This window comes from Arthrobacter sp. E44 (assembly GCF_041877125.1).
Lineage (GTDB): Bacteria > Actinomycetota > Actinomycetes > Actinomycetales > Micrococcaceae > Arthrobacter.
Genome location: NZ_JBHDJA010000002.1, coordinates 1 through 20,898, shown reverse-complemented (window position 1 = coordinate 20,898; position 20,898 = coordinate 1). Strand labels below are relative to the sequence as shown.

The 20,898-nt window shown below is 55.4% G+C and carries 15 protein-coding genes; 14 read left to right on the top strand and 1 reads right to left on the bottom strand.

What is annotated here, in order from left to right; genetic code table 11:
- Positions 1-136: 136 nt before the first annotated feature.
- The 10 genes from ACETK3_RS02165 (at position 137) to ACETK3_RS02120 (ending at position 13,942) form a co-directional block, all read left to right on the top strand.
- Entirely contained in the window at positions 137-1,978 is a 1,842-nt protein-coding gene (locus ACETK3_RS02165; RefSeq protein ID WP_373992436.1) for a polysaccharide biosynthesis protein, read from the top strand.
- Positions 1,971-3,107, top strand: coding sequence for a DegT/DnrJ/EryC1/StrS family aminotransferase (locus ACETK3_RS02160; protein WP_373992435.1), 1,137 nt, complete (start codon positions 1,971-1,973; stop codon positions 3,105-3,107). Before ACETK3_RS02165 ends, ACETK3_RS02160 begins: the two co-directional genes overlap by 8 nt.
- 49 nt (positions 3,108-3,156) lie before the next feature.
- Positions 3,157-4,221, top strand: a complete 1,065-nt coding sequence (locus tag ACETK3_RS02155) for a polysaccharide biosynthesis protein (protein WP_373992434.1) — start codon at positions 3,157-3,159, stop codon at positions 4,219-4,221.
- A gap of 89 nt (positions 4,222-4,310) precedes the next feature.
- A complete protein-coding gene (locus ACETK3_RS02150) occupies positions 4,311-5,309 on the top strand; it encodes a capsular biosynthesis protein (RefSeq protein WP_373992433.1) in 999 nt (332 codons plus the stop codon).
- A gap of 3 nt (positions 5,310-5,312) precedes the next feature.
- On the top strand, positions 5,313-6,455 hold the full coding sequence (wecB, locus tag ACETK3_RS02145) for a non-hydrolyzing UDP-N-acetylglucosamine 2-epimerase (RefSeq protein WP_373992432.1): 1,143 nt from the start codon (positions 5,313-5,315) through the stop codon (positions 6,453-6,455).
- Between the two features lie 36 nt (positions 6,456-6,491).
- Complete coding sequence (locus ACETK3_RS02140; RefSeq protein WP_373992431.1) at positions 6,492-7,757, top strand: nucleotide sugar dehydrogenase; 1,266 nt, start codon at positions 6,492-6,494, stop codon at positions 7,755-7,757.
- A 56-nt stretch (positions 7,758-7,813) separates the two neighbouring features.
- Positions 7,814-8,743 (top strand): NAD-dependent epimerase/dehydratase family protein, encoded by a 930-nt coding sequence (locus ACETK3_RS02135; RefSeq protein ID WP_373992430.1) that lies wholly within the window; start codon positions 7,814-7,816, stop codon positions 8,741-8,743.
- A 285-nt stretch (positions 8,744-9,028) separates the two neighbouring features.
- Positions 9,029-10,300: a hypothetical protein gene (locus ACETK3_RS02130; protein ID WP_373992429.1), complete on the top strand. Its 1,272-nt coding sequence runs from the start codon at positions 9,029-9,031 to the stop codon at positions 10,298-10,300.
- 1,279 nt (positions 10,301-11,579) lie between these two features.
- The gene (locus tag ACETK3_RS02125; RefSeq protein ID WP_373992428.1) at positions 11,580-12,773 is read left to right on the top strand and encodes a glycosyltransferase; all 1,194 of its coding nucleotides are present in this window, start codon (positions 11,580-11,582) and stop codon (positions 12,771-12,773) included.
- Positions 12,770-13,942 (top strand): glycosyltransferase, encoded by a 1,173-nt coding sequence (locus ACETK3_RS02120; RefSeq protein WP_373992427.1) that lies wholly within the window; start codon positions 12,770-12,772, stop codon positions 13,940-13,942. The genes ACETK3_RS02125 and ACETK3_RS02120 overlap by 4 nt, the downstream gene beginning before the upstream one ends.
- A 447-nt stretch (positions 13,943-14,389) precedes the next feature.
- On the opposite strand, the gene ACETK3_RS02115 is transcribed toward ACETK3_RS02120, so the two are convergent.
- The gene (locus ACETK3_RS02115) at positions 14,390-15,688 is read right to left on the bottom strand and encodes an O-antigen ligase family protein (protein ID WP_373992538.1); all 1,299 of its coding nucleotides are present in this window, start codon (positions 15,686-15,688) and stop codon (positions 14,390-14,392) included.
- A gap of 334 nt (positions 15,689-16,022) precedes the next feature.
- Between ACETK3_RS02115 and ACETK3_RS02110 the strand changes: the two genes are divergently transcribed.
- The 4 genes from ACETK3_RS02110 to ACETK3_RS02095 all read left to right on the top strand — a co-directional run bounded on the left by ACETK3_RS02110 (position 16,023) and on the right by ACETK3_RS02095 (position 20,738).
- Positions 16,023-17,069, top strand: a complete 1,047-nt coding sequence (locus tag ACETK3_RS02110; RefSeq protein ID WP_373992426.1) for a GNAT family N-acetyltransferase — start codon at positions 16,023-16,025, stop codon at positions 17,067-17,069.
- 85 nt (positions 17,070-17,154) lie between these two features.
- Complete coding sequence (locus tag ACETK3_RS02105) at positions 17,155-19,002, top strand: sugar transferase (protein ID WP_373992425.1); 1,848 nt, start codon at positions 17,155-17,157, stop codon at positions 19,000-19,002.
- Positions 19,002-19,781, top strand: coding sequence for an N-acetyltransferase family protein (locus ACETK3_RS02100; RefSeq protein WP_373992424.1), 780 nt, complete (start codon positions 19,002-19,004; stop codon positions 19,779-19,781). Before ACETK3_RS02105 ends, ACETK3_RS02100 begins: the two co-directional genes overlap by 1 nt.
- A 93-nt stretch (positions 19,782-19,874) precedes the next feature.
- Positions 19,875-20,738, top strand: a complete 864-nt coding sequence (locus ACETK3_RS02095; protein WP_373992423.1) for a DegT/DnrJ/EryC1/StrS family aminotransferase — start codon at positions 19,875-19,877, stop codon at positions 20,736-20,738.
- Positions 20,739-20,898 lie beyond the last annotated feature (160 nt).

Here is a 20,898-nt window from a genome sequence, read left to right as displayed (position 1 = left end):
TGTCAGTGACTACCACGCGGAGGTGCTTTAATATCAAGGATCGATGGACCCGGTCGGTATTCAAATGTCGGGTCTGCTCAAGGGATGAGGTGACTATCATCCCGCGCGCAGTCAAATTTGTGGGGGAACAAGTCAAGTGGGATCAACAGAGGTGCGACATCACGCCGGCGATGACCGGTCTGCCCAGTGGGCATATCGGGTCGTTCAGTACTCGATCGACGCAGAGGCCTGGATCCTCGCCGTTGCATTCGCTGTCCTCTTCCGATTCGATTTTGAAGCGGAGCGCGTAAATTGGTTCTCCGTGGGCATCCTGGTTTTGCTAGCCGTCGCTCTCCAGGCTGCAGTAGGTTGGTCTCTTGCCCTTTACCGGGGACGGCATCAGCACGGGGCATTCGATGAAGCGCAAACGCTTCTGTTCACGGTGGTCATCGTTGCTTCAGCGTTATTTGGAGTCAATTTCTTCTTCCTCAGTGCTAACGGTTTGCCTCGCAGCACGGCCCTGGTGGCGTTACCCCTTGCGTTCGTTTTGATGGGCGGGAGCCGGTATCTGCGGAGGCTTTTTACCGAGCGTAGAGTCCGTCCGCTGGAATCAGCGGAACGTGTACTGATATACGGAGCAGGCCAGACCGGGGCGTATCTTTTACGGAGAATGCTGGGTGATCCGGCTTCTCCGTACAGGCCCGTGGGACTTGTCGACGATGATCCTGGAAAGCGGAACCGGCGGCTTTCAAATGTGGCGGTCATGGGGACGGGGGCAGAGCTAGAAGCAGTGGCGAAAAGAACCGCAGCAACAGCGGTCGTCCTATGTGTGGCACGGGCGGACGCAGATTTCATCCGCAAGACGTCGGATGCAGCGGACAAAGCAGGAATCCGGCTGATGGTAATGCCTCTTCTCTCAGACATCTTAGAGGAGGGCATGCGGCTTGGAGACCTGAGGGATGTGGCGATCGAGGACATTATTGGGCGAAGGCCAGTGGATACTGAGATCGCATCCATAGCTGAATATGTTGCTGGCAGGCGCGTCCTCGTCACAGGTGCCGGCGGTTCCATTGGTTCTGAGCTGTGCCGCCAACTCTCAAAGTATGCCCCTCGGGAGCTCATCATGTTGGATCGTGATGAAACCGGCCTCCACGGCGTTCAGATGATGCTCTCCGGGCATGGACTGCTGAACAGCAGTGACGTGGTCTTGGCGGACATACGAGACAACGAAGCAATTCGCGCGATCTTCGACAACAGGAAGCCCCAAGTGGTATTCCACGCCGCAGCACTTAAGCACCTGCCAATGTTGGAACAGTATCCGCGAGAAGCTTGGAAGAGCAACGTTCTCGGAACGCTCAACGTCCTGAAGGCTTCCGAGCAGGTGGGAGTTGAGACGTTTATCAATATCTCGACGGATAAGGCGGCAAATCCTACCAGCGTCCTGGGGCATTCGAAGCGGCTTGCAGAAAGACTTACCGCTTGGGCGGCCGACGGAACCGGGCGATCTTACGTGTCGGTCCGTTTTGGTAATGTGATCGGAAGCCGCGGCTCTATGCTCCCCGCGTTTATTGCACAAATTGAGGCCGGCGGGCCGGTAACGGTGACGGATCCTGAGGTCACGAGATACTTCATGACGATCCCAGAAGCCTGTCAGTTGGTGATCCAAGCAGGTGCGATCGGTCGACCCGGGGAAGCACTGATCCTGGACATGGGGCAGCCCGTGAAAATACTCGATGTTGCAAAACGAATGATTTCCATGTCCGGCAGGGCGATCGACATCGTATTCACAGGTCTCCGGCCTGGCGAAAAGCTGCATGAAGAGCTATTCGGCCAGGAGGAACGCGGCGAGCGCCCCTATCACGACAAGGTGACGCACACCGCTGTTCCACCGTTGGACCCCGCGGATCTGGACCACCACCGTTGGGAAGAATCCTGCAATAGGGTCCCAGCCCCACCGAAGCCTTACCTTGCTACTTCAATAGGCAGCAGCAATGACTGACCGCATCTATATGTCAGCTCCCGACGTGGGCGAGCTCGAGGAAAAATACATCCTGGACGCGCTCCACTCGGGATGGATAGCCCCCCTGGGCCCGGACGTCGATCGCTTTGAGCAGGAAATGTCTCAGCGTATAGGTCGAAATGACGCCGTTGCACTGAGCTCCGGAACCGCGGCCCTCCACCTCGCTCTTCTAGCCTCGGGCGTAGGGCCAGGGGATGTCGTCCTGACGTCCACCATGACGTTTGCAGCAACCGCCAACGCAGTCATATATACAGGGGCAGAGCCGTTCTTCATCGATTGCCTCCCGGAGTCGGGCAATATGGACCCGAGCCTACTGGAAGGCGCCTTGCGGACATTGACGGCCGCCGGTGAACGGGTCGGAGCGATTGTCCCTGTGGACCTTCTGGGAAAAGCCGTTGATTACACAGCTATCAGTGAAATTGCTCTGCAGTACGGAGTCCCGCTGATAGCCGACGCGGCGGAGTCGCTTGGCGCCGTGCACGCCGGCAAGCCTGCCGGCGCTTGGGGGGACGCCGCGGTTTTCTCCTTCAACGGCAACAAGATCATGACCACTTCAGGCGGCGGCATGTTGCTGACTGATGACGGACAGCTCGCTTCCCGAGTCCGGTACCTGGCCACCCAGGCCCGACAGCCCGTTGTTCATTACGAGCATGCAGACATTGGCTACAACTACAGGCTGAGTAATTTGTTGGCTGCCCTAGGGCGAGCTCAACTACTCCGGCTTGACGAAATGATCTCGAGCCGACGGGCCCATCGGCAGTACTACAAGGGGCTGTTCGCTGGTGTCCCTGGGGTATCGGTCTTCGGCGGTGAAACGGACGACGACGACAACTGTTGGCTAACGTCAATACTTGTCGACGAAGAAGTTGCCGGCTTTAGCCGCACCGAACTTGGCTCCGCATTGACTGTTGAAAACATTGAGAACCGGCCGCTGTGGAAGCCCATGCATCTGCAGCCAGTGTTCCGACACGCTCGGCGTCTTGTGAATGGGACATCAGAGCGGCTTTTTGCCACGGGGCTAACGTTGCCCAGCGGATCTGCCATGTCGTTGTCCTCGCTTCAAGTAGTGGAATCGACCGTATTGGAATTTCTGGGGAGCACAGTATGAGCGTTACTCCATCTAGCTGTGCGGTATTTATTGGGAAAGGGAACATCTGATGATAGATACGGCGAGCGGTTACGAGGGGAAGCGCATCCTCGTAACAGGCGGTACAGGGTCCTTCGGTCACATCGTGACCAAAAAGCTGCTGTCGAGGGGCGTCGAGGAGATCCGCATTCTTAGCCGCGACGAAGCCAAGCAGGATCTAATGCGTCATGAGATGGGTGACGCCCGCCTGCGCTTCTACGTAGGTGACATCCGTGACTATCAGAGCGTCGAGCGAGCAGTTCGGGACGTTGACTTCGTTTTCCATGCGGCAGCCCTTAAACAAGTGCCCTCCTGCGAGTTTTTTCCGGTAGAAGCGATGAAGACGAACATCGTTGGCAGTGAGAACGTCGTTCGCGCCTCGGACCAGGCGGGCGTGAAGTCGGTCGTTTGCCTTAGTACTGACAAAGCGGTTTACCCCGTGAATGCTATGGGCATGAGCAAAGCGATGATGGAGAAGGTTGCTCAGTCACATGGCCTGAACAACCCAAATGCTGAAACCACCGTCTCCTGTGTGCGTTACGGCAACGTCATGTACTCACGAGGATCCGTCATACCGCTCTTCATCAATCAAATCAAGGCAGGCAAGGACCTCACAGTTACAAACCCCGACATGACCCGGTTCATGATGTCCCTCGCCGATTCGGTGGACTTGGTGGAATTCGCCTTCCACAATGCTCATCAAGGAGACCTCTTCATTCGAAAAGCGCGAGCATGCACAGTCGGAGACCTGGCACAGGCAACTGTTAACCTCTTCCGGTCGCGCTCCAACATCAATGTCATCGGCACCAGGCACGCCGAGAAATTGTCTGAGGCCCTTGCTACCCGTGAGGAACTTTCACGCGCTCAGGATATGGGCGAGTACTTTCGTATTCAAGCGGATAAACGGGACTTGAACTACAGCATTTACTTTGAACAAGGGGACCCTATCCAGGCCAGATACTCCGATTACGACTCACATACGGTCGAACGGATGACAGTCGCTGAGGTTGAAGACCTCCTGCTTACGCTCCCAGAAGTGCGGCAAGAGCTTACATCCGCCGGGCTTGCAGCGGACAAAGACTTCGTTCGCGAATGAGTGCAGTTGCGCTGACAGGCGCTAACGGGTTTGTAGGTTGGCACACGAGGGCTGCTCTCTATGGCCTGCGGTCAAGTCGGTCCTTCTCAGTGGGAGCTGATTTCCATGTTGATACCGCGTCTTCGGCAATAGACGGCGCTCAGCGGCTGGTACACATTGCCGGTGTGAATCGCGGAACCGATGAAGAAGTCCGCGACGGAAATCTCCTCTTTGCGAAGCAGATTGCAGAGGCATTGACCAGGAGCGAGAACCCGCCGCAAACGGTTGTGTTTGCCAACTCAACGCAGTCCGGTAATGGGAGCGTCTACGGCGAAGCCAAACGCGAAGCCTCGGACGTCCTGCGGGGAGCAACCGAGAAGGTGGGGGTGCAGTTTGAGGACGTCCTTCTGCCCAACTTGTTTGGCGAACACGGCCGCCCGTTTTACAACGCCGTCACCGCTACATTCAGCCATCTCCTGTCACGGGGGGAAGAACCGACGGTAGAACACGACAAGGAGCTTTGCCTGCTCCATGTGCAGGATGCCGCTGACATTCTCGTTGGAGCGGTCGGTCCTGGTGAATCCGAGTCTCTTCACGTCCGTGAGACGGTATCGGGCTTGTTGAAGCGCCTGACCGCGATTGCCAAAGCATATGGCCGAGGCGACATCCCCGATATTCAGAGCAAATTCGATCGTGACCTCTTCAATACTTACCGTTCCTATACGTTTCCGCAGCAAGCCCCGCTTTCCCTGCAACGCCATGCCGATGCCCGTGGGTCTTTTTTTGAAATTCTGAGGACTTATGGTGGGACAGGGCAGTCGTCGTTCTCCACAACGGAACCTGGCATTAGCCGCGGGGATCATTTCCACCGGCGGAAGATCGAGCGGTTCACCGTGCTCGCGGGCACAGCAACTATTTCCCTTCGCAAAATGTTTACGGATGAGGTCCACGAGTTTCGTGTAACTGGAGAGTCTCCGGTCGCTGTAGACATGCCTACGATGTGGACCCACAAAATTACCAACACCGGAAGCGACACACTCTACACGTCCTTTTGGACTAACGAAATTTTCGATCCAACAGCACCTGACACGATTCCGGAGCCCGTGTAAGCAATGACCAAAAAATTGAAGGTACTGACAGTCGTTGGCACCCGACCAGAGATTATTCGTTTGGCAGCAACCATAAAGCGCCTAGATAAGTACATGGACCATGTGCTGGTACATACCGGCCAGAATTATGATTACGAACTAAATGAGGTGTTTTTCGAAAACCTCGGCCTTCGCCGCCCCGATCACTTTCTGGAAGCAGATACGAGTTCGCTTGGTTCGGTTTTGGGAACCATCCTCACAAAAATGGAATCAGTGCTTGCTGATGAAAAACCCGACGCCATGCTGGTTCTGGGTGATACCAACAGCTGCATTTCTGCCCTGATGGCTCGCAGAATGAAGATCCCCGTTTATCACATGGAAGCTGGCAACCGCTGTTTCGATGAAAATGTTCCCGAGGAAGTCAACCGCCGCCTCGTGGATCATGTGGCTGACTACAACCTTGTCTACACTGAGCATGCCCGACGCAACCTTCTGGCTGAAGGAATTCATCCTTCGCGGATCATGCTCACTGGTTCGCCGATGCGAGAAGTACTTGATGCGAACGCGGCGCAAATCGCCGTCAGTGATGTGCTGGAACGTCAGAACCTCTCCAGTGGAGGGTATTTCCTCGTAAGCCTCCATCGTGAAGAGAATGTCGACAGCGTCCCGCGACTCACATCAGTTCTGGACGCCCTGAATCAACTAGCCAAGGCATACGATCTGCCAGTGCTGGTATCGACCCATCCGCGCACTCGTAAGCGACTGGATGAATTGCCGGGAGAATCGAGAGGTTCTCTCACATTTCACCCCCCCTTCGGATTCCACGACTACATTGCGCTCCAGCAAGGGGCAAAGCTCGTATTGTCCGACAGTGGAACTATCAGCGAGGAGTCGTCCATTCTGGGCTTCCCGGCCGTGACTCTTCGGGATTTCATCGAGCGTCCTGAATCGATGGATACGGGTGGCATCATCACCGTGGGCATCTCGGCCGACTCAATTACGGATGGCGTCCGCATAGCTTTGGAGGAGTTCGGATCTGCTGGTTCGGCAGCCTTACCTGCGGAATACCAGGTATCGGATACTTCTCGACGCGTCGTGAGTTTCATACGCTCCACGGTGCATAGTCATGGCCAGCGAACCGGCATCAGAAGGCCAGTAGCTAATTGAACTCAGAACTTCGTTCATACAACTGGAAGAAATGAAATGATCAGTGATCAGAAAGTGGTCATCGTTGGACAAGGCTATGTAGGCCTTCCAGTTGCGATGAGAGCCGTCGAAGTCGGCTACACCGTTGTCGGTGTGGATTTGGACAAAAACCGCATCGACTCACTCAACGCGCGTGAGTCATACGTCGATGACGTCTCAAACGCGCAACTAGGCTCTGCCCTTGACTCCCATCGGTATAGCGCGACGACGGACTACGCCGAGACCCAGGGCTTCCGTGTTGCCGTCATCACGGTACCCACGCCGCTCCGAGAGAGCCTTCCTGACCTTTCCTTCATCGAGGAGTCAGCCCGCTCACTGGTCGCCCATCTTACGCCAGGAGCTGTGGTCGTTCTCGAATCCACGACCTACCCGGGAACCACAGAAGAGCTGTTGGTGCCCATTTTGGAGGAGGGGTCTGGACTCAAGGCAGGTACAGACTTTTACGTGGGGTACAGCCCGGAGCGTATCGATCCTGGAAACAAATCTTGGGGTTTCGTGGAGACGCCCAAAGTCGTTTCGGGGGTCAATGCGGCATCCCTGGAACATGTACAGCGCTTTTATGATGACTTGGTGAACCGGACCGTCCCGGTTAGTTCCCCGAAAGAAGCCGAACTCACGAAGCTCCTTGAAAACACGTTCCGGCACGTGAACATCGCATTAGTTAATGAACTCGCCATTTTTGCCAATCAGCTTGGTGTTAACGTCTGGGAGTCCATTGAGGCGGCAAGCACGAAACCTTTTGGGTTCATGAAATTTACCCCCGGGCCTGGTGTTGGAGGGCATTGCCTGCCTGTGGACCCGAGCTACTTGTCCTGGCAGGTTCGCCGCAAGCTGGGTCAGAACTTTCGGTTCGTCGAGCTTGCCAATGACATAAATGACAACATGCCCAGCTATGTGGTGCAGCGAGTGGTGGAATTGCTCAACAATAAGGGCAAGGCTGTGAAGGGTTCGGCTGTGCTCCTGCTGGGGCTGGCCTACAAGAAAAATACCGGCGACATTCGCGAGGCGCCTTCCGTGCGTGTGGCGGAGCTCCTGCGTGGGATGGGTGCTGAGATATCCGCCGTAGACAGTCATGTTGAGCCCCACCGGTGGCCGGCCGGGATTACTCAAACCGTGTGGTCAGCAGGGGCCGTTGACCAAGCAGACATCATCGTCCTCCTTACCGATCACGATGACATCTCTTATGACGTCATAGATAGGGAGGGTGCGCTCGTACTGGACACCAAGAACAGGTTGGCTGGCAGCAAGGTGCACGCGCTGTAAGCGCGCCCTCGAAGCGGTCAGGTACCAGGTCACGTATTCGATCTAGGAGACTAAACATGGACATCTTGATAACGGGCGGGTGCGGGTTCATCGGCACCAATCTGGTGAATCATCTATTGACGCAGCCCGAAGTGGAGCGCGTGCGAACGTTGGATGACTACGTCACTGGCCGTCGTCGTGAGGTTCCGCATGCGCGCGTCGAGGAAATAGAGGGAGACCTTCGAAACTACGACGACGTGTTGCGGGCCACCGAAGGAGTCGACGCCGTCGTCCATCTTGGCGCCCTTCCGTCAGTTCCACGGTCAATTAAGGATCCCTTTTCTACTAACGCAGTGAACGTCGATGGGACACTGCATGTGCTTGAGGCGGCGCGAGTCACGGGAGTCCAGCATGTGAGTGTTGCTTCCTCATCGTCGGTATATGGAGCCAACCCTGCACTACCCAAGACCGAATCGCTTGCGACCCTGCCGCTTAGTCCCTACGCCGTAACGAAATTGGCTACTGAGGCGTACACAAACGCCTACTCCACCAGTTATGGACTCAACACCATTGCCTTCCGGTTTTTCAACGTCTTCGGACCGCTGCAACGAGCGGACCATGTGTACGCTGCTGTAATTCCAAAGTTCCTGTTAGCACTCAAGAACAACGAACCATTGACCGTCTTTGGCGATGGCGAGCAGTCGCGGGACTTTACCTCAATCCATGCCGTTACTGACGCCATCACCAAGGCTGCGCTGCGGACAGTGACCTGCGGGACGCCAGTGAACCTCGCATTCGGCACGCGTACCTCACTCAACGGAGTGATCGCACTTCTGCAGGAGTTGCACAATAGGCCAATCAAAGTGGAGTACGTGGAACCCCGCCAGGGCGATGTGAAGCATTCGCAAGCCTCGTCCGAACTACTTAGTTCATTGTTGCCCGACGTTGTGCAGCCGGACTTCGTCCACGCGCTCAAGGAAGTGTATGACTGGTACATGGGGTCGTGAGTAGACGAAGCAATGAACGTTTATAGAAGCCCTTGTGAGCAAGAGCTAGGGACAAATCAGAGTGATTCCTGAGCGTCTGGTTAGACATAGGGCAACCTCGCCGGGCCTCTTAGTCCCTGGTACATGTGAGCTCTTGCGCGTGGCCCCTTCGAAGGGGCCCTGTTGGCTAGGTCCGTCAACCCATGTGCCTCTTTGCGATGTAGAGGAGGGACGATCATGGCCCACTTTCGGACAAGTCAGCTTCGGTTAGGCGTTGCAACTTCGGCAGTCAGCCGAGGAGTTGCAATGCTTTCTCCTTTTGTGACCGTGCCCGTTTCGCTGCAGTATTTGGGGGCAAGCCTGTATGGGGCGTGGGCCGCAGCATTGTCCCTGACAGCAGTCGCGGTGTTCGCGGATCTCGGGATTGGCGCGGGACTTATGACAAGACTTGCCAAAGCCATGGCAGAGGATGACACTTCGAGGGCACGGCGTCTGGTATCCACCGCATATCTAGCGCTTTCGCTTGCGGTAGTAATTTGCTTGATCTCGCTCTGGGCATCGTCGCTGTCTGTTGACTGGGCTGTGGTAGTCGGACGCTCATCCAGTGCTGGTGACCCTGAGGTGGAATCACTAACGCTACTGACATTGAGTGCCTTTATTCTGAACATTGTCGGTTCACTCATAATCCGGGTTCAGTATGCAATGCAGCAGGTAGGCCGGTCGAATATCTGGCAAGGAGCGGCGAGCGTTGTAGGTATAGTGGCAGTTCTAGTAGCGGCACGTATCGACGCGGGCAGCGGATTCTTTATCGCACTAGCTTCTTTCTCTCCCGTTTGCGTTGCCCTCGTCAACACCCTCCTCTTTTTCGCGGGGCGCGACGGTAGATCCATTTCACCACGGCTAAATCAGTTCAATTTAAATGATTTGAAAGACTTGGCTGGGATTGGTGGCCGGTTTCTGCTCATAACGGTTCTAATGGCAATGACACTTTCGTCTGACAATTGGATCATCGCTCAGACTGTCTCTCTATCTGAGGTTACCAATTTTGCGATTCCCGCAAGAATCTTTGCAATGTTTGGCGTGATTACGGCAATACTTACCACTCCACTTTGGCCGCTGAATGCCGCGGCTCTCCAGAATGGTGATACCGCCTGGGTGCGTGCTATAACGAAAAGAATGGTTATCATCACCTCCCTTTCGGTGGGAGGGCTAGCGGTAATAGGGATTCTTCTAGGGAAGCAAGCGATAGGTTGGTGGCTGGGCTCTGCTGTCATACCGAGCAGTACACTTCTTTGCGGCCTAGGACTCATGGTTTTCGTCCAAGCCGTTGTGGCGCCACTCTTCATGGTTCAAAATGGGGGAGGCGTGCTGATGGCCCAGACCGTTGGTTATATTCTCTTCCTAATAGTTGTCCCCGTTAAGTGGTTCATCGCGACTCATATCGGTACTATGTGGATCCCTTTCGCGGGGGCAATATTCTACTGCGTCCTGGTCTGGCCAGCGGCCTTCATTGGTTACAGACAGACGCTATTGCGTGCTTCAAAAGATCACCTTCGGCAAATCGTGGAGACCCAATGAGTTGTGTTCGTGTACTTTATCTGGGTGCCAAGCCGATTGGATCGAGGGATGCAACTGGGCAGACTCTAGGCAGCATATACACGGGCCTGCCTCCGGAGTCGATACTGCAACTGGTAGACAACCCTGGCCAGCACGACCAATCGAATATTGTTGCCTTACCTAAAACGGTCGCGCCGGTAACGGGCGCTATCCATTGGACCTTGGCACGATTGCGTGCCTCCAGTCTTCCGGCCCCCGGAGTAGCTGCTGATGGACTGAATGCGGCCGTTCGCCGTGACCAGATCCCAGTCGGCGGGCGCTTGCGGCGCGAAGCCAAAGCAGCTTCGGACCTCAGCCCGGTGAGATTGCCGATCGATACCATTCGGGCCGTCTCGGAGTTCCGTCCAACCGTGATTCATTCCCTGTTAGGAAGTTGCAGAATGATGCGTTTGGCGCTCGAGCTCTCCAAACGATTTGACGTTCCAATAGTCCCGCACTTCATGGACAACTGGATGCTGTCGCTTTATCCCAATCGCGAGCTCTGTGGCTTGGCGCACACGAGGTCATTGCAGCTTTTACGTCGAGTGCTTGATAGAAGTCCCCTGTGCTTGACTATCGGCTCCGCTATGGCCTCCGATTTTAGTAGTCGAATGGGGATTGAATGTGTGGCCATAGGAAACAGCGTCGACCCCGCTGACTACTCACAGGTGGGGTGGCCTCGTGAGGTAGGAACGTCGGAGTCTAAGAAACTGGTCTACGTGGGCGGCTTACATCTTGGTAGGGCGGATGTCCTGATTCAGATAGCAAAGGTGATGCGCGAATCTTCTCTGAGCGATTGGACCTTGGTCGCACATACATCGGCGACTGACGCGGCACGTTATCTGGATAGAGACCTGCCGAGAAACTTGAAGTGGGGCGGGGAGATCGACGTCGACGACGTTCCGAGAAGACTTACCGAGGCTGACGCTTTATTGTTCGTCGAGTCAGAAGATTCTAATATCTCTGATTTCACGCGGTTGTCGGTGTCTACGAAGGTGCCGCAGTATCTCGCCGCCAACCGACCACTATTGATTGTTGGTCCCACCGGACAAGCAAGCGTCGAAGAGTTCCGGACTCATGGCGTTCGCGTTCGCGTGGCTCATTCCTCGGAGGGAAGTTCGCTGCGGCAATCTGTTCAGGGATTGAGTGACTGGGCCCGACCCGAGGTTTATTCGTTCGAGGCGCCTACCCTGCCCGAACAATACGACGTAAATTTCGTGCGTAACCGGTTTATTGAGGCCCTCGACTGTGCTGTTAGTAAATGTTCTGCGAGTTCGGCTTCCGGGACGGGGCTATGAAAGTTGCCTACTTCACCCCTAGCTCATTTCGGACAGTTAATGCGGGGGCGCTTAGGAACGTTGGTTTGGCTAGGGCGCTTGTCCTGGCCGGCCACGAGATCACGATCATTTGCAGTGACCATGTCCGGGATGAAATGTCGAACGAATGGGACGCAATTCTCGACGGCTCAAAGATCAGCGTGGTCCAAGGTGGCTCCCCGCGAGGAGAAGGTTCCCATGTCTTCGCTCGCTTGGTTCGGCTCCTGAATGGTCCAAGCTCGGATCTCAGGAGCAGACTTTCATCTATCTCCCCTGATTCCCTAATACTTTATAATGCTGCCCCCATTCCACTACTCCGTCTAGATCATTTTGCACGTCGCCATAAGCTGCCCTTTAGTCTCGACATCACCGAGTGGTTAAACTTGGCAGATCTTCCTGGTGGGAGGTTCGGCCCGCTGGCAATTTTACATGAGCTCACAATGCGTACCTTGGCTTGGCGACGGGGTCGTTACTTGGCCATATCGAACACTATGGCGGGTAAGTTAGGGAAGCGGGGGCTCCCCCCTTTAGTAGTTCCTCCGATCTTCGACATCAGTCCTAGCGACCTCGTTAGGCGAAGAGACCGCCGAACTCATCTGGTTGCCACTGGCACTGACCTTCGAGATCACGGCAAGGATGTCGGCGGTCTTTCATTGATCGTCGCTGCACTAGCCGAAGTGGACCCGGAGGGAAACAGGTTCCACTTGGACGTGGTAGGGGCGCATAGCGGTCAAACTGAAGCGTACCTCTGCGCACGGCTGAAAGCTGGCGCCTTCACGCTTCATGGTCGACTGAGCTGGGAGAAGACATTGTCTGCGGTTCATAGTGCGGACTTCAGTGTTGTTCTACGTAACCCGGCAGACAGAAGATCGAACTTGGGATTCCCGTCTAAAGTGCCGGAAAGCCTTCTCCTCGGCACTCCCATCCTTGGCAATTTATTCAGCGATCTATCCGAACATCTCGAGGATGGCATCAACGCGGTTGTTGTCAGTGAACCTACAAAGCAAGCTTTGGTTAGCGCGCTCCTTCGCCTGCCTGTCGAAATTGACAGAGAAGCAGTCCGTAAACAAGCTTTGGTCCGTTACACACCACGGGCTTGGAGTGCAACGGTATCCGAGTTTGTAATGGGGGAGCTATGAAAGCCATCATCTACGCGTCGAATATAAGAACCGGTGGTGCTATAGGCGGCGCCGCTAACCTCCTAGATACTCTTCCTGACTTCTACGAGACAACGCACATGTGTTGGGCACGCGAATGGTACGTCTATATTTCCGATGAGATCGCCAGTGAAATGAGCCGACTGGATGACCTGCGCGATCTCGGAGTAAGCATCGTTCAGCGTACTGACGCGGCAGATTTGCGCACCCTGCAGCGAAGAAGGAATGCTTGGGCGGACGTTCGGCTGGTTCTCCGGGGACCCGACTACGTCGGGCGGATGGCGAAACGGGAGATATTAGGGTTTGCAGATCGCTCGATTCTGACGCCTGTGCCCCAGCATCAACCTGCAGCCCGGCGCATCAAGGCTTCTGCTAGGAATGCCCTGAAGCGTGCGTTGCTGCCACGATACGACGCTTTTCTGACCCAGACCTCGAATATGGCGGAAGAATTGTCCGCTCGTGTCCCAGGTAAGCCTGTGTGGGTCTTCCCGAATTCTCCTGCCGATATTTTTCGTGCTCAAGATGTCATGCCTAGGATTGAGCGTACTCCTGCCCTCGAGAGCGGTCGCAGAATTATCCGATTGTTCTATCCGGCACGAGGCTATCCACACAAGAATCACCAAATAATTCCTCGCGTTGTGGAGGTACTCCGCTCGGCCTACAATGTGGAGCTTGAGGTTGTCTGTACTCTTCGATCCGATGAATTGACATCACTTGGGCTTCACGATGCGCCCGGTATCGTTCCGGTTGGCGCGCTCTCGCGCGCAGAGTGTTACGACCAATATTGCAAGAGCGACGGAGTGTTCTTCCCCAGTCTGAACGAAACCTCCTCTGTTACTCCTCTTGAGGGAATGGCTCTAGGACTTCCCGTGTTCGCCTCCGATCTCAACTTCATAACCGAAATCTCGGGAAATGCCCCGTATTACTTCGATCCTAGAGATCCCGTTTCCGCGGCGGCAGTGATTTCTGAATATTTTGCGAACCCATACGCTGATCTTGGTCGTCTTAGGGCTGGATTTGAATTTGTGCGTGGACTGCCTTCTCGCCGGGAAACGACGCGGGGCCATCTAGCGGCAATGAAATCTATGAGCACAGCGGAGGCGATTAACAATTCCGGGATTTATCTGCCCCTTAGGCAAAGTCGTCCATAGTGATTGAAACAGTGTGATCGTACGATCGGAACCACCCGCGGGCAGCCCTTCGGTGGGTCGGGAGCGCCAACCTAAGCGCGAGTGCGAAAGCGGGTGCCACGTCTCAGGGATACTACCAGGCGAGCGCTTGTCAATAGCGTCCTTGGACCACGATTTCCCAGTTACCTGGGCGGCAGCGATCCCATGGCTGGTCCCTGCTTGTGGGTGCATAAGGCAGGGTGTAGACGGCGATCAGGGGGCATCTGGCGTCCAAGTAGGCGTGACGGGCCACCTTAACCGGGTTATGCAACGGTGACGGAACGGCTGTCGGCACGACGTTCGGGCCAAGAACTCGAGCCGTGGCAAGAGACCCGACCTGCTACCTGACCAGTACGAATATCATCGTCACCCCACGAACCGCAAACTTTACCGGCGGCAAAGTGCAGCTGATCCTGACTTACGTCGCGTTCAACGCCCCAACAGCCTAGGGTTACCTTGAACACCGGTTAGCCACTTACGTTCCGAATTAGACAGCTTGGGCTTCTCTGAACCCGGCTTCACCGCGCTCCAATGCGCTGCGGGATCTTTGTCGAGAAGCCCAATCCGGGAGAAGACCGCAACCCCGATCCACGCAGCAGGGGAGTGGTCCCAAAACCCAGTCAGGTAGCTTAGGGCCGAAGCGGCAATGAAGCATCCAACAAGTATTTTTCCGCGGGGGTCCGCCCCTGTAGCCCGCTTGCCGAGAGAAGTCCACAAGACCGCAACGTAAACCAGAACACCGACGATCCCCATCCCGGTCCCGAGCTCCAGGATGAAGTTGTGCGCGCCGATCTGGTAGTAGTTACTGAGCTGGAACGCCCCCGCGCCAGATCCGAACCAAAAGTTATCTTCCGAGGCCCAAAAGTCGCGGGCGATGGGCCAAATGATAAGGCGGCCGGACCAGTCGCCCGTAGCTCGCCCAAACACGTTCTCAAACGCTAATGACGCCTGATCCACCGCACCCGTCGTGATGGCCGCGGCGGCAACAATGACTGCTCCAACAAGTAGACGCATGGGGGGTGTCTTGGCAGCCAAGCACATGAGTAGCCACGCCATCATCAAGCCAAGCCCGATAAGTGCGCCGCGAGTATCGGATAGGATAATACCCAGCACAATCGAAGCCCCGGCAGTAGCGAGCCAGAGTCGCGTCCCCTGAGTCCGGCGCTTGCTGCCCCACAACAAAGCGATCATGGCGAAGCCGGCAACGAACGCGTACCCGGCATAGTTGACATTCAGGCCAGCCAAGTCCAGGCGTCCGCCCTCAAGTGCCGTTACCTGCTTCGCGTTCTCGTGCCACACCCTATACACGAGCACAGCGCACCCGGCAAGGTAGCCAACGGCCACGGTTCGGAGTTGCTGGAGGGTTTGGATCACGTGGCGGGCGGCGACGAACATGACCAGCACAACAGCATAGTTCCTTGCAGCGCCTAGTGAAGCGTCGGGGAACTTTGACCACATAGAAGACGCCGCAGCGAACGCCACCAGCAGTGTGCCCAGCATGAATGGAGCGTCGAAACGGAAACGCCCCGGCCGGCTCAGAGCGACGGCTACGAGGGAAACGTACGGCCCATAGGTCACAGCGATCCCCGGGTCATAAACCGACAGCGCGGCGACCGTCGCCATTATGAACGTCGGCAGCCCTAACCTCAACGCAGCTGGCCGCGGTTCAAGAAGGAACTCATTCACAGATGGCTTGTCACTGCTCACGAATATGCTCTTGGTCCCCATAGTCACGACGCTGATTCTACCCGGCACATACTCCGGTTGACTGCCCTTACCCGGCGGCGACCGCGACCGGGGTGTTGCCGGCAATAATCCTCACAGCTCTAGCCTGGCATGACTTGGGCTGGGCGTCTGGGTGCACACCAAATAGTGGGAGTCGCTCCGCGTGATAGCGTGATTGGAAGCGCCGATTGTTCGCGACGTTCTGACAACTTCCGTCATTAGCGACGTACGGAACAATTCCTATGTGATCTAAAAACGAGTATCCGCCAGATTAGTGAGAAGGGAATAAGGCGCAACAGAAGCGGGTGTACTAGCCTCTATTGAAAGTAAGGGTGTCGTGACTCAGTTTTCCGTTCTAATGACAGACAGCCCTCAAGACGTCGAGCAATGGAGTGAAATATGGGGGAGATGGCCGGCCAGAGAGGTTTTTGCGCATCCTAATTACCTTCGCTTGTTTGAGTCGGAACGTGAGAAGGCCGCCTGCGCGCTTCTCACGTCCGCCAGTGGCACGGTGATTTACCCCTTCTTCCTGCGGATGGTCGATACGGACATATGCCCCAACATACGTGATCTCTCGAGCCCCTATGGCTATGGCGGCGCTGTCGTCATCGAGGGTACAGATAAGCCCGCCCTGGAAGAGGAGTTTTGGACTAACTTTGACGAATGGTGTGCACAGTCAAATGTAGTTTCAGAGTTCGTACGCTTCACTCTTTTTCCGGAATCGCTTCTGAGGTTTCCTGGCGAGGTTGAAGAGGGGCAGCAGAATGTTGTGCGCGCACTCGACATGTGCGCCGAAGAGATGTGGATGGATTTTGACCATAAAGTCCGTAAAAACGTAAAGAAAGCGCAACGTTCAGGTGTGACCGTTGATATTGATTATGACGGCAGCGACTTTGAGGGCTTTTACCGAATTTACCTAGAAACCATGGATCGCCGTTCCGCGTCCTCCAGGTACTATTTTGAGGAAAGGTTCTTTCACGAGATCCACCGGTCACTAGTCGGTCAGTTCATTTACTTCCACGCTCGACACGAGGGAAAGATTATCTCGACGGAATTGATACTTGTCTCAGAGCAAAGCGTGTATTCTTTTCTGGGTGGAACCTCAGAGGACGCCTTCGACAAAAGGCCGAACGATCTACTCAAATATGAGGCCATGCTGTGGGCCGCGAAGCAGGGCAAGAAGAATTTTGTGCTGGGCGGGGGATACGCCCCTGGGGATGGAATATTCAAATATAAACGAGCTTTTGCCCCGGATGGCTGTGTGCCGTTCCGCATAGGGCGCAGAGTCCTGAATCAACCCGTGTACGATGCGTTGGTTCGGGAGAAGTCCTCAGAAAACTCGAGCGACGTTCTCAAGGGCTACTTTCCTGCCTACAGAGCGTGAAGCTTTTCGTTGAACCCGAGAACCTGCGTGGCGAGGATTGCACTGAACCCGGCAAAGGGTTGCCCGACCTCGATAGGATTCAGTCGTGCACATATTGATCGTAAGTCAGTGGTTTGATCCAGAACCCACCTTCAAAGGGATGCTTTTCGCAAAGGAGCTGCAGCGCCAAGGTCATCGCGTGAGCGTGCTAACCGGTTTCCCGAATTATCCCGGAGGAAAGGTCTATCCTGGCTACCGTGTCAGGGCTTTTCAGCGCGAAACTATGGATGACATCTCAATACTGAGGGTCGCCCTTTATCCCAGCCATGATGGATCCGCTGCCAAGCGTGTCCTGAACTACCTCTCGTTCGCACTATCAGCGAGCATTGGCGCCCTGCTAGTAGAGCGGCCGGACGTGGCGTACGTCTATCATCCGCCAGCTACAGTTGCGTTGCCCGCGTTGGTACTCAAACTGCTACGCGGCGTCCCCTATCTCTATGACGTGCAGGACCTGTGGCCCGACACGCTTGCGGCCACGGGCATGGTCAAAAGTTCAGCCGCCCTTGCGCTGGTTGGCAAGGGCATGTCGGGCGTCTACCGCATGGCTTCGCGGATAGCAGTTCTTTCCCCTGGTTTTCGAACCGCGCTCGAGCGCAGAGGGATACCCGCTGGCCGCATGGACGTTATCGCTAACTGGGCCGATGAAGCCCAGATCCGAGTGACGTCGAACGTTAACTCGCCCAGTTCGCAGTGGCCTCTGGGGCTTAAAGGCAAATTCGTCGTCACATTCGCGGGAAATCTCGGCAAGGCCCAAGCTCTCGAAACTGTGTTGAATGCCGCTGAGCTGCTGAAGGACAGAGAGAATATTCGGTTTCTGCTCGTGGGCGAGGGGGTGGAGGCATCAGGTCTGGCTAAAGAAGCCAAGGCACGGGGGTTAGGGAACGTCTTCTTTGTCCCTCGTCAGCCCATAAGTGAAATAGGTGAGTTTTTAGCGCGCTCAGATGCACTACTCGTGCATCTTCGGGATGATCCTCTTTTTGAGATTACAATTCCCTCAAAGACACAGGCGTATTTGATGGCTGGGCGGCCCATCCTGATGGGCGTTAAAGGTGACGCTGCGACGTTAGTCGCGGAGGCAGGGGCTGGACTGGCATTTGAACCCGAGAATCCGGCCCAACTGGCTAATGCAGTTATCAAACTCCAGTCCTATAGCCCTACTCAGCGCCAGGCGATGGGAGCAGCGGCGGCGAAATACTACTCGGAAAAGCTGGCGCTCAACGTGGGTGCTAGACGGTTCGGTAGGGCATTGTTTATCGCCAGTCTCTCCAAGCCGAGGGTATTCGGCCCGAAACGGGCAGCCGACGTAGTCATCTCTGCGCTAGCGTTGGCCGCCCTGGCTGCTCCTATGAGCGTCGTGGGTATCTTGATCCGCAAGAAACTGGGGTCACCTGTGGTCTTTCGACAGATGCGTCCCGGCCGAGACGGAGAATTGTTCGAGATGTACAAGTTCAGGACGATGACCGACGAGAGAGACCTTGATGGGGAGCTCTTACCGGATGCTCAGCGGCTGACGAGGTTTGGATCGTTACTTAGATCGACGAGCATTGATGAACTGCCTGAACTATGGAACGTGCTTAAGGGGGACATGTCACTTGTGGGCCCGCGCCCCCTTCTGCCCCGGTACTCGAAATATTTCACAGAGGAAGAAGGCCTACGGTCGGTAGTCCGACCGGGTATCACTGGGTGGGCTCAAATCAATGGCCGAAATACTGCATCTTGGGATGACCGACTTGCGCGCGATGTCTACTATGTCAAGTCATGCTCGTTGCGTCTCGATGCCAAGATTCTCTTACTGACAGCCGCAAAGGTTTTCCGCCGTAACGGCGTCGTCGTTGACCCTGAATCCCTAATGCAGAACCTGGACGACGAGCGACATGCAAGGGGGGCCCTCTGATGTCCGTAATTGTCCGAGACATGATCGAAGCTGATGTCCCATTGGTTTCCCGACTGATCCTCCTCTCATTCGATACAGCGCTACGACCGTACATGACGTACACGCAGCACGGCGTAGGAGCGTTCCTATCTGTGCATACAAAATATCCAGAGGCGGACCCAGAGCGGCGTCTGCTGGTAGCCACTGACCAATTCAATCCTTATGGCGTTGTGGGCTACGCGGAGTTCCGAGTCGGCAAAGATGATGTCGGATTTTTGTCCTATATCTGTGTTGCTGAGTCTGCGCGTGGGCGAGGGGTTGCCTCCGCCCTCGTTCGTTCGTTCATTCATGAACGTCCACAATTGCTGGAGTTGCAACTGGATGTATTTCAGGACAATGCTCCCGCTCTGTCTTTTTATCAAAAACTCGGCTTCCGCCCTATCAATAGGGTTAAATGGGTTACGCGGCCCATGCCTCGTGCTGTCGGGACCGCTCGAATCGTATCGCTACACGCAGCTGTAGCTAGTCTTACGGCCTACGGGTTTTGTGAACTGGAAGTAATAAATGGGACAGCGTCTACCAAGGTTGGGCTGATAGGCCAGAAGGTTGTGCGGTGCTTTTCCGTCGAGACCTTTGATAACGATGAGCTGCTAGGTGGGCTGAGAGGGCTCTTTCCTGACGCCGACACTGTCTTGGCAATACTGCCGGCCACCGGCGTGGGGAACGTGCTTTCGGACCATGAGATCATCCAGAGATCAGACCGTATGAAACTCAGCCTTCCGGGCCGCCCTCCACGATAAAGGAATCAGATGTCACGTCGTATAGCGAAGACTGCAGTTGACCCCTCTAATTTTTTCGAGCCGGCGTTGTTCTACCGGTCTGCAAGGGAGGGCATGCATGACTTCCTGGCGAACGTCCTTCCGGATCCCCAGGACGCAGTCTTACTGCCGGCCTTCATTGGATGGTCGCCCAATGAGGGAAGCGGCGTCTTTGACCCGGTCGCCCAGATGGGAAAACAATTTGGGTTTTATGACCTCAACCCGGACCTTTCTGTCGATTTGGACGACCTGGAGCGAAGGCTGGCTTCAGGCGGATATCGGGCGCTCGTCGTTATCCACTATTTTGGGCGGACCGACCCTGCGCTCTCGAGCATCAGCGAACTTGCACAGCGCTTCGGTGTACTACTCGTCGAGGACCTAGCGCACGGATTCTTTAGCTCCGCTCGGGGGAGCCAGGCGGGGTCCTACGGCCAAGTCCGGCTGTATTCCCTGCACAAGATGTTTCCATTTACAGAGGGTGGACTCGTAACATATTCGAGCCCGGCACTCCTTGGCGGTCAAAAATCGACCAAGAGTGAACTCGCCGTAGATGTAATGTCTTACAACTGGGATGCGATTAGTGCGACTAGGCGAGCCAACTTCGAGGAGATAACTAAGCGACTCGCGGCCCTCTCAGGATTGGGCCGACAGTTTAAGCTCCTCTGGCCCGAACTGAACGCTTCGGACGTTCCGCAGACGCTTCCAGTCCGCGTACTCAGCAATGCTCGCGACCAAATCTACAAACAAATGAATGAAGAGGGGTTCGGCATGGTCAGTCTTTACCACACATTGATTGATCATGTTCGAAGTGATTTTGGCTCGATGATGGACTTATCTCAGCACATTATTAATTTTCCTGTTCACCAAGATGTAGAGCCAGACGTATTGGACTCTCTCGTCTCTTCGTTCCAGTCACACTTGGAGGAAGCGACGATATAGTGTTTTTCCCGAGAATCTTCCGCTCGAAGGCGCAAGAGAGGGACTGCTGAAGGTTTAGTTGACAGCTGGGGTTGATAATTTCTTACGCGGCTGAGGCCGCGTTTTTTATTGTCTCAAACTCGATGGGTGTCAGCCGGCCGAGGGCGCGTTGACGGCGTTT